This window comes from Pseudomonas faucium, assembly GCF_021602585.1.
Lineage (GTDB): Bacteria > Pseudomonadota > Gammaproteobacteria > Pseudomonadales > Pseudomonadaceae > Aquipseudomonas > Aquipseudomonas faucium.
The window spans coordinates 37,431-52,304 of record NZ_BQIP01000025.1; the positions used below are offsets into that span (position 1 = coordinate 37,431).

Annotated in this window: 14 protein-coding genes; 7 read left to right on the forward strand and 7 right to left on the reverse strand. The window is 64.7% G+C overall.

The genetic code is table 11. From position 1 onward, the window contains the following. Position 1: 1 nt before the first annotated feature. Positions 2-1,009, forward strand: a complete 1,008-nt coding sequence (gene cydB / locus L6D75_RS22895) for a cytochrome d ubiquinol oxidase subunit II (RefSeq protein ID WP_176515016.1) — start codon at positions 2-4, stop codon at positions 1,007-1,009. An 8-nt stretch (positions 1,010-1,017) separates the two neighbouring features. Then, positions 1,018-1,173 carry a DUF2474 domain-containing protein gene (locus L6D75_RS22900; RefSeq protein ID WP_081663495.1) on the forward strand — a complete coding sequence of 52 codons (156 nt, stop codon included), beginning with the start codon at positions 1,018-1,020 and terminating at the stop codon, positions 1,171-1,173. Positions 1,174-1,295: 122 nt separating this feature from the next. Here L6D75_RS22900 and L6D75_RS22905 read toward each other — a convergent pair whose 3' ends face one another. Continuing rightward, the gene (locus tag L6D75_RS22905) at positions 1,296-2,420 is read right to left on the reverse strand and encodes a methyltransferase (RefSeq protein ID WP_176515015.1); all 1,125 of its coding nucleotides are present in this window, start codon (positions 2,418-2,420) and stop codon (positions 1,296-1,298) included. 97 nt (positions 2,421-2,517) lie between these two features. Then, positions 2,518-3,225: an autoinducer binding domain-containing protein gene (locus L6D75_RS22910; RefSeq protein WP_176515014.1), complete on the reverse strand. Its 708-nt coding sequence runs from the start codon at positions 3,223-3,225 to the stop codon at positions 2,518-2,520. Positions 3,226-3,435: 210 nt separating this feature from the next. On the opposite strand from L6D75_RS22910, the gene L6D75_RS22915 reads away from it, so the two are divergent. Then, on the forward strand, positions 3,436-4,212 hold the full coding sequence (locus L6D75_RS22915; RefSeq protein ID WP_176515013.1) for a ferredoxin--NADP reductase: 777 nt from the start codon (positions 3,436-3,438) through the stop codon (positions 4,210-4,212). Between the two features lie 33 nt (positions 4,213-4,245). Here L6D75_RS22915 and mscL read toward each other — a convergent pair whose 3' ends face one another. Beyond that, a complete protein-coding gene (mscL, locus tag L6D75_RS22920) occupies positions 4,246-4,665 on the reverse strand; it encodes a large-conductance mechanosensitive channel protein MscL (protein ID WP_176515011.1) in 420 nt (139 codons plus the stop codon). A gap of 177 nt (positions 4,666-4,842) precedes the next feature. On the opposite strand from mscL, the gene radA reads away from it, so the two are divergent. Further along, positions 4,843-6,210, forward strand: coding sequence for a DNA repair protein RadA (radA, locus tag L6D75_RS22925; protein WP_176515009.1), 1,368 nt, complete (start codon positions 4,843-4,845; stop codon positions 6,208-6,210). 114 nt (positions 6,211-6,324) lie between these two features. Here the strand turns inward: radA and L6D75_RS22930 are convergent, their stop codons facing one another. Both L6D75_RS22930 and L6D75_RS22935 read right to left on the reverse strand, forming a co-directional pair. Then, positions 6,325-7,842, reverse strand: coding sequence for a nucleobase:cation symporter-2 family protein (locus tag L6D75_RS22930; RefSeq protein ID WP_176515007.1), 1,518 nt, complete (start codon positions 7,840-7,842; stop codon positions 6,325-6,327). A 263-nt stretch (positions 7,843-8,105) separates the two neighbouring features. Beyond that, positions 8,106-8,468 carry a PilZ domain-containing protein gene (locus tag L6D75_RS22935; RefSeq protein WP_176515005.1) on the reverse strand — a complete coding sequence of 121 codons (363 nt, stop codon included), beginning with the start codon at positions 8,466-8,468 and terminating at the stop codon, positions 8,106-8,108. A gap of 164 nt (positions 8,469-8,632) precedes the next feature. On the opposite strand from L6D75_RS22935, the gene L6D75_RS22940 reads away from it, so the two are divergent. The 3 genes from L6D75_RS22940 to yjiA all read left to right on the forward strand — a co-directional run bounded on the left by L6D75_RS22940 (position 8,633) and on the right by yjiA (position 12,032). Then, complete coding sequence (locus L6D75_RS22940; protein WP_176515003.1) at positions 8,633-10,699, forward strand: carbon starvation CstA family protein; 2,067 nt, start codon at positions 8,633-8,635, stop codon at positions 10,697-10,699. A 13-nt stretch (positions 10,700-10,712) separates the two neighbouring features. Next, on the forward strand, positions 10,713-10,910 hold the full coding sequence (locus L6D75_RS22945) for a YbdD/YjiX family protein (RefSeq protein WP_008094130.1): 198 nt from the start codon (positions 10,713-10,715) through the stop codon (positions 10,908-10,910). A 144-nt stretch (positions 10,911-11,054) separates the two neighbouring features. Then, a complete protein-coding gene (gene yjiA / locus L6D75_RS22950; protein WP_236193848.1) occupies positions 11,055-12,032 on the forward strand; it encodes a GTPase in 978 nt (325 codons plus the stop codon). Here the strand turns inward: yjiA and L6D75_RS22955 are convergent. Continuing rightward, a complete protein-coding gene (locus tag L6D75_RS22955) occupies positions 11,992-13,479 on the reverse strand; it encodes a methylenetetrahydrofolate reductase C-terminal domain-containing protein (protein ID WP_176510862.1) in 1,488 nt (495 codons plus the stop codon). The two genes, yjiA and L6D75_RS22955, sit on opposite strands and share 41 nt — an antisense overlap. Before the next feature lie 189 nt (positions 13,480-13,668). After that, the gene (locus L6D75_RS22960) at positions 13,669-14,847 is read right to left on the reverse strand and encodes an acetyl-CoA C-acetyltransferase (RefSeq protein WP_176510863.1); all 1,179 of its coding nucleotides are present in this window, start codon (positions 14,845-14,847) and stop codon (positions 13,669-13,671) included. Positions 14,848-14,874 lie beyond the last annotated feature (27 nt).

The window sequence follows — 14,874 nt, forward strand, 5'->3', positions numbered from 1 at the left end:
CATGGGTATCGACCTTCCGCTGATCTGGGCCGTGATCATCATCTTCGGCGTCATGATGTACGTGGTGATGGATGGTTTCGACTTAGGCATCGGCATGCTCTTCCCCTTCGTCAAGGGCGAGCAGGACCGTGATGTGATGATGAACACCGTCGCCCCCGTGTGGGACGGCAACGAAACCTGGCTGATCCTCGGCGGTGCCGGCCTGTTCGGCGCCTTCCCGATGGCCTACTCGGTGGTGCTCGAAGCGCTCTACCTGCCGTTGATCCTGATGCTGATCGGCCTGATCTTCCGCGGCGTGGCATTCGAGTTCCGCTTCAAGGCCAAGGCGCACAAGCGGCATATCTGGAACAAGGCGTTCATCTGGGGCTCGCTGGTGGCGACTTTCTTCCAGGGCGTTGCGCTGGGCGCGTTCATCGAGGGCTTCAAGGTGGTGGACCGCCACTTCGCCGGCGGCACGCTCGACTGGCTGACCCCGTTCAGCCTGTTCAGCGGCCTGGGGCTGATCGTGGCCTACACCCTGCTGGGCTGCACCTGGCTGATCATGAAGACCGAAGGGCCGCTGCAGCAGCAGATGCATGACCTGGCCAAGCCGCTGGCGCTGGTGCTGCTGGTGGTGATCGGCATCGTCAGCCTGTGGACGCCGATCGCCTACCCACAAATCGCCGACCGCTGGTTCAGCATGCCCAACCTGATCTGGTTCATGCCGGTGCCGATCCTGGTGCTGGTGACCTTCTACGGCCTGCTCAAGGCGGTGGCACGCAATGCCCACTACACGCCGTTCCTGTTGACCCTGGTGCTGATCTTCCTTGGCTACAGTGGCCTGGGCATCAGCCTGTGGCCAAACATCATCCCGCCATCGATCTCGATCTGGGACGCTGCCGCTCCGCCGCAGAGCCAAGGTTTCATGCTGGTGGGCACGTTGTTCATCCTGCCGTTCATCCTTGGGTATACCTTCTGGAGCTACTACGTGTTCCGCGGCAAGGTCACCCACGAAGACGGCTATCACTAGGAGGGCGCATGATGACTGGCAAGCATGGCCTGGAAGAGAAGAAACCCTTGTGGCAGCGGCTGGGCTGGTTGCTGCTGATCTGGGCGATGAGCGTGGCAGCGCTTGGGGTGGCGGCGTATGTGATGCGCCTGTTCATGGGCGCCGCCGGGCTGACCACCCATTGATAGGGTAGGGGGCGCTTTGCGCCCCAATCGCCGGCAAGCCGGCTCCCACAGGTACCCCACAAGGCTTGAACTCTGTGGAGTACCTGTGGGAGCCGGCTTGCCGGCGATAGGGCCCTTGAAACCTACTTGCGGGCCTTGAGAATCACGAACTTCGGCGTCGCCGCCACCTGCTCCACCCCCCGGAACAACCGCGCCAGCTTGCTGTGATAGCCCAGGTGCCGGTTGCCGACGATATACAACGCTCCCCCCACCACCAGCGCCTCGCGCGCCTGCTGGAACATGCGCCAGGCGAGAAAGTCGCCGACCACCTGCTGCTGGTGGAACGGCGGGTTGCACAGCACCACGTCCAGCGACTGTTTTTCCACCCCAGCCAGGCCGTCACCCGCCATCACCGTCGCTTCCCGATCACCCAAGGCCGCCTGCCAGTTTTCCCGGGCCGATTGCACGGCCATGTACGATTCGTCCACCAAGGTGTAGTGCGCCTCGGGGTTGGCCAGGGCACTGGCGATGGCCAGCACGCCGTTGCCGCAGCCCAGGTCGGCGACGCGAGCGTTGCCCAGGCCGCTCGGCAGGTGCGGAAGAAAGGCGCGGGTGCCGATGTCCAGGCCATCGCGGCAGAACACGTTGGCATGGTTGAGCAGCTCGAGTGCTGGCGAATCCAGGCGGTAGCGGCTGGGGTAGGGCGACACGGCAGCCGGGCGCTCGGCCAGGGTGGCGGTCAGCAGGCGCGCCTTCTTCTGCGCCAGCGAAGCCTGGACCGGGCCGATGTACTGCTCCAGCAAGTCGCCCGCGGCGCGCGGCAAGTGCTTGATCATCGCGCCGGCGATCACCTGGGCACCGGGGGCCAGGTGGCCCTGCAGGCGGATCAACTGCTCTTCGAGCAGGGCCAGGGTCTTGGGTACGCGCAGCAACACCCGGTCGAACGGGCCTTGCCAGTGTTCGCTGGCCGGCACGAACGGCACGCTGTCGAAGGCCTTGGCGTTACGGGCGAGGTTTTTCTCCAGGGCCATGCGCGCCAGGTGCGAGTCGCCGCTGCTGACCACCTGTACGTGGCCTTCGAGGCTGGCGGCCAGGGCGCCGAAGCTGTCGTTGAGCACCAGCACCCGGCAATCGGCCCCCGGTGCTTGCCCGTGCAGTTGCTCGAGCAAGTACTCGTCGGCGGCATCGAAGGCCTGCAGGGGGTCGTTGGCCTGATCCGGCTGGCGGATCAGGTCGAGTTCGGCGTAGGGGGTGGTCAACAGGGGCATGGCGTCTGGCTCGGGTACGGATCTGCCCGTCGGCGGATCGCCACGGGTTTGGGTACGCGATTCTACAGAGCTTTGCGCAAGGTCGCAGAAATGGCTGTCAGATCAGCCCGCGCATGGCGGCGATGGCGATCGCCCCTGCCTTGTTGGAGGCATTGGTCTTGCTGATGACGCTGCGGATATGGAAGTTCACCGTGCTTTGCGACAACGACAGGATGCAGGCCACGTCGGCGGCGGTCTTGCCCGCAGCAGACCACTTAAGCACTTCCAGCTCGCGCTCGGACATCTTCGGCGTCGGCGGGCAAAGCTGGTTCTGGTGGTACTCGCAGATGATCGCGTGCAAGGTGTGGCACAACCACTGCACCTTGCCGGCCTTGTCATAAAGCTCGCCCATGCTCACCTCGCCCACCGGCCTGGCAACGCTGATCTGGCTTTCGTTGTGGCGCAGGTCGTGCAGCGACTGGGTCCAGCCATGGCGCAGGCCGTGCCCGCAGGCTTCCTCGCGATACTGCGGCGCTTCACGGTACAGGTCGTCGCTCCACAGCACGGGCATGGTCGAGCTGTGGCTGCGCAGGGCTGCCTGGTCCTGCTTGTAGAAGTCGTCACGCTGGTAGCGTTCGATCCACTCGGGCGGATAGTTGCTGTACAGGAAGACCTTGGGCGATTGTGCCGCCAGTTGCAGGCTAAGTTTCAGGCCCAGAAACTCCATCTCCAGGTCCTGTGCCAGCTGCACTGCCAGGTCGAAAACTCGCTGTGGCGTACTCTCGCTGCTCAGTTGCTGGAGATGCTCTTGATTCCAGAGAAGCATCTGTTACTCCCTTGGTCCGTACGGATCCAATCCGTTAGCACCGTCAGATTGTAGGAAAAGCCTGACGGTTGTGTAGGGTTTTTTTGTTATAGCGCTCACGGTTTTTGTGCAAACGTTTCAGCCCGCGATTTTCGGTGCCCCTACACTCCAACGGTTTTTATCCTGGCCGCTTTGCGAGACACTTGGCGCATGCCTTTCTTGGAGCCCCACATGACCGCCAGCGCCGACAAGTACACCCGCCAGACCCTGCTCGATGTCCAGCCGCTGACGCCCAACCTGTTCAGCCTGCGGGTCACGCGCGATCCAGGGTTCCGTTTCCGTGCCGGCCAATTTGCCCGGCTGGGGGTGACCAAGGCCGATGGCAGCGTGGTGTGGCGCGCCTATTCGATGGTCAGCGCGCCCCATGACGAGTACCTGGACTTCTTTTCCATCGTCGTGCCGGGTGGGGAGTTCACCAGTGAATTGAGCCGCCTGGGCGAGGGTGAAACGTTGTTCATCGACCGCCAGGCATTCGGCTACCTGACCCTCGACCGCTTCGTCGGCGGCCGCGACCTGTGGTTGCTGGCAACCGGTACCGGCATTGCGCCCTTCATGTCGATCCTGCAGGACTTCGAGGCCTGGGAGCGCTTCGACAACATCAAGCTGGTGTATTCGGTGCGCGAGGCGAAGGAGCTGGCCTACGTCGACGACATCGCCGGGCTGGAGCAGCGCGACTACCTGGCCGAGTTTGCCGGCAAGCTGCAGTTCATCCCGGTGGTCACGCGCGAGCCGCACCCGGGTGCGCTGAACGCGCGGATCACCACCCTGATCGAGAACGGCGAGCTGGAGAAGGCGGCGGGGTTGCAGCTGTCGCCCGAGCACTCGCGGATCATGCTGTGCGGTAACCCGCAGATGATCGACGACACACGCAAGGTGCTCAAGGCACGCGACCTGCAACTGAGCCTGAGCAAGCGCCCAGGGCAGGTGGCGGTGGAAAACTACTGGTAAGCGAAGGGGGCGCGCAAGGCGCCCCTTTTCACGTCAGGGCAGGCGGTTCTGGTTCTGCGTCTTGAGCAGGTCGCGAATCTCGGTCAGCAGGGTTTCCTGCGGGGTCGGCGCCGGCGGCACGCTCGGGGCCACGGCTTCTTCGCGCTTGAGCTTGTTGATCGCCTTGACGCCCATGAAGATGGCGAACGCCACGATCAGGAAGTCGATGATGGTCTGGATGAACTTGCCATAGGCCAGCACCACCGCCGGTGCGTCGCCTTCGGCGGCTTTGAGGGTAACGGCCAGGTCACTGAAGTCCACGCCACCGATCAACAGCCCCAGTGGCGGCATGACCACGTCACCGACGAAGGAGGAGACAATCTTGCCGAACGCCGCGCCGATAATGATACCGACCGCCATGTCGACGACATTTCCCTTGACCGCGAAGGCCTTGAACTCACTGATCATGCCCATTTTCGATTCCTTTGTTGCAAATGGTGAGGTTAACGCAGTGTAAGCCACTAAAACGCTTCATGCGTGGTGTTCAGGGGTAGTGACTGCGCTTAGAACGAATAGTTTTGTCGCTCCTCGAGGCGTTCGAGGCACGTCGCTGTCGGCTATCATGGCGGTTTTTTCCAGGAGAACCTGCCCATGGCCAAGGCCAAGCGCTTGTACGGCTGCACCGAATGCGGCGCGACCTTCCCCAAATGGGCCGGCCAGTGCGGCGAATGCGGGGCCTGGAACACCCTGGTCGAAACCATGATCGAAAGCGCCGGCGCCGCAGCGCCCAGCGGGCGTGCCGGGTGGACCGGCCAGCAGGCGCAGATCAAGACCCTGGCCGAGGTCAGCGTCGAGGAAATCCCGCGCTTCACCACCAGCAGCACCGAGCTGGACCGCGTGCTCGGCGGTGGCCTGGTGGATGGCTCGGTGGTGCTGATTGGCGGCGACCCGGGTATCGGCAAGTCGACCATCCTGCTGCAGACTTTGTGCAACATCGCCGTGGGCATGCCGGCGCTGTACGTCACCGGCGAGGAATCGCAGCAGCAGGTGGCCATGCGCTCGCGGCGCCTGGGCCTGCCCCAGGACCAGCTCAAGGTGATGACCGAAACCTGCATCGAAACCATCATCGCCACGGCGCGGCTGGAGAAGCCGCGGGTCATGGTCATCGACTCGATCCAGACCATCTTCACCGAGCAACTGCAGTCGGCCCCCGGTGGCGTGGCCCAGGTGCGCGAGAGCACGGCGCTGCTGGTGCGCTATGCCAAGCAGAGCGGCACGGCGATCTTCCTGGTTGGCCACGTCACCAAGGAAGGCTCGCTGGCCGGCCCGCGAGTGCTGGAGCACATGGTCGACACCGTGCTGTATTTCGAAGGCGAGTCCGATGGCCGCCTGCGTTTGTTGCGCGCCGTGAAGAACCGCTTCGGGGCGGTCAACGAGCTGGGTGTGTTCGGCATGACCGACCGCGGCCTCAAGGAAGTCTCCAACCCCTCGGCGATCTTTCTCAACCGTACCCAGGAAGAAGTGCCGGGCAGCGTGGTGATGGCCACCTGGGAAGGCACCCGGCCGATGCTGGTGGAAGTGCAGGCGCTGGTCGATGACAGCCACCTGGCCAACCCACGGCGCGTCACCCTGGGCCTGGACCAGAACCGCCTGGCCATGCTGCTGGCGGTGCTGCACCGCCATGGCGGCATCCCCACCCATGACCAGGACGTGTTTCTCAACGTGGTGGGCGGGGTGAAGGTGCTGGAGACCGCGTCCGACCTGGCCTTGCTGGCGGCGGTGATGTCCAGCTTGCGCAACCGGCCGTTGGCCCATGGCTTGCTGGTGTTCGGCGAAATCGGCCTGTCTGGCGAGGTGCGCCCGGTGCCGAGCGGGCAGGAGCGCCTGAAGGAAGCGGCCAAGCATGGCTTCAAGCGCGCCATCGTGCCCAAGGGCAATGCACCGAAAGAGCCGCCGCCGGGGTTGCAGGTGATTGCCGTGACCCGCCTGGAACAGGCCCTGGACGCCTTGTTCGAGTAATTCACTCGCGGCTCTATCGCCGGCAAGCCGGCTCCCACACTGGCCAGTGCAGGCAAACAAAAAGGGGAGCCGACGATGCGCATCGGCTCCCCTCGGTTACCACTCAGTCAGTGGTCAATGCTCGGCGACCGGCGTTCGCTTGGGCGCCGCATTGCCATGCTCGTCCAGTTCCATGACTGGCACTTCGTTGCCATCGGCATCGAACAGCTTGCCATCCTTGAAGTAGTCGCCATCGCGCAGCTCCGAGATGTCCGAGTACTGGATGGTGCGCTCGTAGGCGGCGGCGAACACCGACTGCTGGTCCGAGTTGCCGGTGGTGAAGTGGTTGAAGATCAGGTTCAGCAGGATGGCCATGATCGCCGAAGAGCTGATACCGGAGTGGAAGATGGTCTCGAACCAGCTTGGGAACTGGTGGTAGAAGGTCGGCGCGGCAATCGGGATCATGCCGAAGCCCAGCGAGGCGGCGACGATGATCAGGTTGACGTTGTTCTTGTAGTTGACCTTCGACAGGGTGCGGATACCGCTGGCCGCCACCGTGCCGAACAGCACGATGCCTGCGCCGCCCAGTACCGGCGTGGGTACCGCGGCAATCACCCGGCCCATCACCGGCAGCAGGCCGAGCACCACCAGGATCACGCCACCGGTGGCCACCACATAGCGGCTCTTGACCCCGGTCACGGCCACCAGGCCGACGTTCTGGGCGAAGGCGCTCTGGGTGAAGGAGCCGAAGATCGGCGCCAGGATGCTCGACGCCATGTCGGCACGCAGGCCGTTGCCCAGGCGCTTGGAGTCGACCTTGGTGTCGATGATCTCACCCACCGCGAGGATGTCGGCCGAGGTTTCCACCAGGGTCACCATGATCACGATGCACATCGACAGGATCGCGGCGATGTGGAAGGTCGGCATGCCGAAGTGGAACGGCGTGGGGAAGGCGAACATCGGGCCTTCGGCGACCTTGCTGAAGTCGGTCATGCCCAGCGCCCAGGCAATCAGGGTACCGATGACCATGGCCAGGAGGATCGACAGCCGCGAAATGGTCGCGCTGCCCAGCTTGCTCAGCAGCAGCACGATGGCGAAGGTCAGCCCTGCCAGGCCGATGTTGGCCACGCTGCCGAACTCCGGCGATGCGCTGTTGCCCCCCATCACCCAGCGTGCGGCCACGGGCATCAGGGTCAGGCCGATGGTGGTGATGACGATGCCGGTCACCAGCGGCGGGAAGAACTTGGTGATGCGCGAGAACACCGGGGTAATCAGGAAGCCGATCAACGAGGCCGCCATGACCGCACCCAGCACGCCGGGGAGGCCACCACCGCCCTCGCTGCTGAGAATCGCACCCATGGTCGCAACGCCTGCGAACGACACGCCTTGTACCAACGGCAACTGGCAACCGAAGAACGGCAGGCCCAGCGTCTGCAGCAGCGTGGCCAGGCCGCCGGCAAACAGCGAAGCTGCGATCAGCATGCCGATTTCGGCACCGTTCAGGCCGGCGGCCTGCCCGAGAATCAAGGGTACCGCGACGATCCCGCCATACATGGTCAGCACGTGCTGCAGACCATATGCCAGGTTGGCACCAAGGCCGAGGTTTTCGTCCTCGGGGCGCTTGGCGGGAGACGTGCTAGGGGACGTAGTCATTGAGCAGGCTCTCTGTTTATTGTTGTGCCGCTACTGTAGACACTTCCTACAAATGATTGCTACAAGAATTGTATACAATATTTTGATCGGAGCGCGCACAGGCAGCGTTGCGGTGTGGCCTGAACCGCAATGCAGATCGCGTACCAAGTCGCTGAAAGCTGTGCTAGAGGGCTGTGTACAAAGTGCTGCTACCCAGGCTTAAAGCTGTCTGGGTAGACAGGAAACGCAAGGTGGGAAAGCTATTAGCTAGCTAAGACATTCCATTATTCGATCAGTTGGCGCAGCTCACGCATCATTTCGGTGCTGTCGGCCACGTTCAATTCCACAAGACGGTGCAAGTGGCACATCGACTCGATGTCGATGTAGAGGCAGACGAAGCCCAGCCGGGTGGGCTCTTCATGGCGCAGTTCCACCTGCATCTGCACCCGCACGGCGCGGTCGAGGTGGATGATCGCATCGAAGTCCTGGCTCAGGTCGGCGTCCCATGGCCTGGGGCACTCGACCAACAGGCCCTTGAGCGACAGATCAAGCAGTTTTACCGGCCAGCGGCGGTCGCCCTGGCGCAGTTCGGTGGGGGCGTCGAAGTCGATGCGCTGGAAGCGCCTGCGTTCGTCGTGATCGCTCATGGGCGGGTCCTCGGGTGACATCCTGACTATAGTTAGTGGGTATGTGCATCAGGTACCGCAATCTGGCCGCAGAGGCTCTAGTCCAAAGCAAGTGTGGCAATGCGCGATGACTCGCCCTAGACTCGATGGGCGGTCTTTTCCAATCCACCAGCTGGAAGTAAACCATGAACAACAATAATAGCCTGCTACGCCACATTCCGTGGCTGGCGCTGGCAGTCATAGGGGCTTGCGCGCTGGGTGTGGTTGCCCTGCGTCGCGGCGAGGCGATCAACGCCTTGTGGATCGTGGTCGCGTCGGTCGCCATCTACCTGGTCGCCTATCGTTACTACAGCCTGTTCATCGCCACCAAGGTGATGCAACTGGACCCACGTCGAGCTACCCCTGCGGTGCTCAACAACGACGGCCTGGACTACGTCCCGACCAACAAGCACATTCTTTTCGGTCACCACTTCGCCGCCATCGCCGGCGCCGGCCCGCTGGTCGGCCCGGTACTCGCCGCGCAGATGGGCTACCTGCCCGGCACGCTGTGGCTGATCGCCGGCGTGGTGCTGGCCGGTGCGGTACAGGACTTCATGGTCCTGTTCCTGTCCACCCGCCGCAACGGCCGCTCGCTGGGCGACATGGTGCGCGAGGAGATGGGCCGCATCCCGGGCACCATCGCCCTGTTCGGCTGCTTCCTGATCATGATCATCATCCTCGCGGTGCTGGCGCTGATCGTGGTCAAGGCCCTGGCCGAGAGCCCATGGGGCATGTTCACGGTGATGGCGACCATCCCGATCGCGATGTTCATGGGCATCTACATGCGCTATATCCGCCCGGGCCGCATCGGCGAGATCTCGGTGGTCGGCGTGCTGCTGCTGCTGGGGTCGATCTGGCTGGGGGGCCAGATTGCCGCAGATCCGGTCTGGGGCCCGGCATTTACCTTCACCGGCGTGCAGATCACCTGGATGCTGGTGGGCTACGGTTTCGTTGCCGCCGTGCTGCCGGTCTGGCTGGTGCTGGCGCCGCGTGACTACCTGTCGACCTTCCTCAAGATCGGTACCATCATTGCTTTGGCCATCGGCATCCTGGTAACCATGCCCGAGCTGAAAATGCCGGCGCTGACCCAGTTCACCGACGGCACCGGCCCGGTCTGGAAGGGCACCCTGTTCCCGTTCCTGTTCATCACCATCGCCTGTGGTGCGGTGTCCGGCTTCCACGCGCTGATCTCCTCGGGCACCACGCCCAAGCTGCTCGACAACGAAGCCAACGCCCGCTACATCGGCTACGGCGGCATGCTGATGGAATCGTTCGTCGCCATCATGGCCATGGTCGCCGCCTCGGTGATCGAGCCGGGCGTGTACTTCGCCATGAACAGCCCGGCCGCGGTGGTCGGTGCCGACGTGGCCTCGGTGGCGCAGACGGTCAGCAGCTGGGGCTTTTTGATCACCCCGGAGCAGCTCGAAGCGGTCGCCCGCGACATCGGCGAGCACACCATCCTCGCCCGCGCCGGTGGCGCACCCACCCTTGCGGTAGGTATCGCGCAGATCCTGCACCAGGTGCTGCCGGGTGAGAACACCATGGCCTTCTGGTACCACTTCGCGATCCTGTTCGAGGCGCTGTTCATCCTCACCGCGGTGGACGCCGGTACCCGTGCCGGGCGCTTCATGCTGCAGGACCTGCTGGGCAGCTTCGTGCCGGCCCTCAAGCGCACCGAGTCGTGGACCGCCAACCTGATCGGCACTGCCGGCTGCGTGGCACTGTGGGGTTACCTGCTGTACCAGGGCGTGATCGACCCGCTGGGTGGCATCAACACCTTGTGGCCGCTGTTCGGCATCTCCAACCAGATGCTGGCCGGTATCGCTCTGATGCTCGGCACCGTGGTGCTGATCAAGATGAAGCGCCAGCGCTATGTCTGGGTCACCCTGCTGCCGGCCGTGTGGCTGCTGATCTGCACCACCACCGCAGGCCTGATCAAGCTGTTCGACCCGAACCCGGCCGTTGGCTTCCTGGCCCTGGCCAAGAAGTACAGCACCGCGCTGGACGCCGGCCAAGTGCTGGCCCCGGCCAAGGACATCGGGCAGATGCAGCACGTGATCTTCAACGCCTACACCAACGCCGGCCTGACCGTGCTGTTCCTGTTGGTGGTGTTCAGCGTGCTGTTCTTCGCCGTCAAGGTCGGCTACGCCGCCCTCGGCCGCAAGGAACGCACCGACAAGGAAACCCCGTTCCAGGCTCTGCCTGACGCTTGAGAGGACTGCTGCGATGTTCAACGACCTGGGTCGACTGGGTAAGTACCTGGGGCAGGCAGCCCGCCTGATGGTCGGCATGCCCGACTACGACAACTATGTCGAACACATGCAGACCAAGCACCCGGACAAGCCGGTGATGAGCTACGAGGCGTTCTTCCGCGAACGCCAGGAAGCGCGCTACGGCGGCAAGTCCGGGCCCAAGTGCTGTTGAACCTCTAGCTTGCCTGCCCCGGCCCCATCGCCGGCAAGCCGGCTCCCACAGACACCCCGCAAGCCTTGAGGGCTGCGAGCAACCTGTGGGAGCCGGCTTGCCGGCGATGGGGCCACTGTTTTTTCCGCACAGGAGAATGCCTGCGTGCACACACCTATTCCCGTCACCGTCCTCACCGGCTTCCTGGGTGCCGGCAAGACCACCCTGCTCAAGTACATGCTCAAGGCCGAGCACGGCCTGAAGATCGCCGTGATCGAAAATGAATTCAGCGAAGCCGGCATCGACAGCCAGCTGCTGGGCGACGAGCCGGTGCAGGTGATGACCCTGGCCAACGGCTGCGTGTGCTGCAGCATCCATGGTGACCTGACCCGCGCCCTGTACCTGCTGCTCGAACGCCTGGATGCCGGCGAAATCGCCTTCGACCGCCTGGTGATCGAGTGCACCGGCCTTGCCGACCCGGCGCCGGTGGCGCAAACCTTCTTCATCGACGAAACGTTGCGCGAGCGCTACATCCTCGACGGCATCATCACCCTGGTGGACGCCGCCCATGCCGAGCTGCACCTGGCCCAGGCCATCGCCCAGGCCCAGGTCGGTTTCGCCGATCGCCTGCTGCTGAGCAAGACCGACCTGGTCGAGCCGGCGGCGGTGGCGGCGCTGCAGGAGCGCCTGGGGCGGATCAATGGCCGGGCGGCCATCCGCGTTGTCGAGCAAGGCCGCATCGACCTGGCCGAACTGCTCGATGTGCGTGGTTTCAACCTCAACCCCGACCTGGGCGCCAACCTCAAGCCGGGCCTGCGCCCGGTGCTCAAGCCCGCCACGCCAGACCGCATCTCGACCCTGGTGCTGCGCACTGAAACCCCGCTGGACATCGACCGCCTCAGCGACTTCATGAACGAGCTGCTGGAAACCCACGGCACGCAACTGCTGCGCTACAAGGGCGTGCTCAACATTGCCGGCGAAGACCGCCGCCTGGTGTTCCAGGGTGTGCTCAAGCTCTACGGCTTCGACTGGGACGCCGAGTGGGCCGAGGGCGAGGCGCGTGAAAGCGTGATGGTGTTCATCGCCGATGAACTGCCCGAAGCTACGATTCGGGCTGGCTTCGAGGCGCTGGCTGAGGGTTGAGCCGGGGTGTTGGCGAGGCCTCGAACCACTGTGGCCAGGAGCTGCGGTGGCGGCTTTCGACTTCGATGCACGGGATCAGCCGCTCGCTGAGCACGGCGGTCTGGCCCACGGCCTTGGCGGTGCGGTACTTGACGCTGTGGATGCACTCGCGGTCGCCAAACTCGCAGCGGTTCAGCGCGGTGCCACCGCACGGGCCGTTGGCCAGGCCCTTGGGGCAGGTTTCCGGGCAGATGTACAAGGTGTCTTCCAGGCGGCAGCGGCCACAGGTATCGCAGCCCAGCAGCGGCCGCTTCACGCTGCGCTCCAGCCCGTGCAGCAACCGCGCTCCGCTGCCCGTGGCCCAAACGGGCCGGCGCACGGCCCAGCCGAATGCCTTGCTCAGCCAGTTGTGGCGGCTGAACAGCGCGGCGTGGGCGCCGTGCAGCAGGTGATAGCGCAAGGTTTCCCCGGCCGAGGCCCTGACCACGGACTGGCCATCGCGCCAATCGGCTGCAGGTGGGTGGAATGTCACGGCGGGCAAGCCCGGCATCTGCCAGCTCTGGGCCCAGGCGGGTGCCCATTGCGCCAGTGACTGAACACGCGCCTGCCAGTGTTCCAGGCGCGCCTCCAGCGCCAGCAGTTGCTCCAGCGCGTGGATGCCCGACAGGTGCACCCCAGCGTAGCCCATCAGCTTGACCCCGATGATCTGCAGCGCCAGGCGATCGACGCTGCGTGCCTGGGCGAAGGCCTTGGACTCGGCCGCCTCGGCCTCGAGCAGCGCGCGCATCGACGGCGTGACGGTGACCCCGGCGACGTGGTCGAGCATCGCCGCGCGGCCGTGGGTCAGGCTCATCAGGCAGGCCAGCAGCGGTCTTGGCGTGGCCTGGCGGCTCATCCAGTGCAACGCCTCCTGGTGTTTGCCGGCATCGAAACCCAATTGCAGGATGAGAAAATCGGCCCCCGCCGCGAGCTTTTTCTGCGCCTTGAGGTACTGCGCGCCGCCTTCTTCCTCGCGGTATTTGAACGGGTTGAGCGCCGCCCCGAGCAACCAGTGCGGGCAGGCCTGGCGGGCAATCTGCAGGGCGGCGACCGATTCCAGGTAGCGCACCGGGCGCTCGCCGGGCTGATGGCCGGGCAGGCGGTCGCCGCTGAGCAGCAGCAGTTGATCGAGGCCGGCGGCGTCCATGCGCTGCAATTGCGCAAGCAGGTGGTGGCGTTCGCGGTCCTTGCCGGAGAAGTGGGGCAGGGCGGGCAAAGGCGTGTCGAAGCTGGCGAGGGCGTCCAGTGGCGAGAGGTCCAGCGGGCTGGCGACGCGGTCGCCGATGGCCAGGGTCATGGGCCAGCCACACAGCTGCCCGCGGGCCATGATGGCTTGCATGGCGGCGAAGCGTTGCGCCGAAGGCTTGGGCACGAACTCCATGACGCAGACGAAGGTTTTATCGCGCAGCGCCGATTTCAGCAGGCTCATGGCTGGGGCACCTGGATTGATCAGGGTGGCATTGTGCGACAGGTGGCGGCCCAGGTCATGCCTGCGGGCGCAGGCTGCTGCTCTGAATGAGACATCGCCGGCAAGCCGGCCCCCACAAGTATCGAACACTACAGGGGGCCATGTGGGAGCCGGCTTGCCGGCGATAGGGCCCCCACTATCGAAGAAAGATCAGCGCTCGATCGCCAGCGCCACACCCTGGCCACCGCCAATGCACAGCGTGGCGAGCCCCTTGTGCACATCACGCTTGATCATTTCATGCAGCAGGGTCACCAGCACCCGACACCCGGAAGCACCAATCGGGTGGCCCAAAGCAATCGCCCCGCCATTGACGTTGACCCGTTCGGCATCCCACTCCAGCGCCTTACCCACCGCCAGTGCCTGGGCGGCAAAGGCTTCGTTGGCTTCGATCAGGTCGAGGTCGGCCAGTTGCCAGCCGGCCTTGTCCAGGCAGCGCTGGGTCGCCGATACCGGGCCGATGCCCATGATCGCCGGGTCGACGCCGGCGCTGGCATAGGCGGCGATCTTCGCCAGCACCGGCAGGCCCAGGGCCTTAGCCTTGCTTGCGCTCATCAGCAGCACCGCGGCGGCGCCGTCGTTGAGGCTGGAGGCGTTGCCGGCGGTAACGCTGCCGTCCTTCTTGAACGCCGGGCGCAGCTTGGCCAGGGCGTCGGCCGTGGTGCCCGGGCGCGGCTGTTCGTCACGCTCGAAGACCAGCGGCTCGCCTTTTTTCTGCGGCATCACGATCGGGGTGATCTCGTCCTTGAAACGGCCAGCCTCGATCGCGGCCACGGCTTTTTGCTGCGAAGCGGCGGCGAAGGCGTCCTGCTGCTCACGGCTGAGGCCGTATTTGTCCACCAGGTTTTCCGCGGTGATGCCCATGTGGTAGTCGTTGAAGGCATCCCACAGGCCATCGCTGATCATGCTGTCGACCAGCTGGCCATGGCCCATGCGCTGGCCGGTGCGTGCCGACGGCATCACGTAGGGCGCCAGGCTCATGTTCTCCTGGCCACCGGCAATCACCACCTCGGCGTCACCGCAGCGGATGGCCTGGGCAGCCAGGTGCAGGGCCTTGAGGCCCGAGCCGCAGACCTTGTTCAAGGTCAGCGCCGGCACGCTGTAGGGCAGGCCAGCCTTGATTGCAGCCTGGCGCGCGGGGTTCTGCCCGGCACCGGCGGTGAGCACCTGGCCGAGGATCACTTCATCGACCTGGGCCGGGTCCAACCCGGTCTGCTCCAGCAGGCGCTTGATCACGGCAGCGCCGAGGTCCACGGCAGGCACCGTGGCCAGGGCGCCCTGGAAGCTGCCGATGGCGGTGCGGGTTGCGGCGACGATGACCACGTCGTTCATGTTGTTGTTCTCCGGGCAATGGGCGTA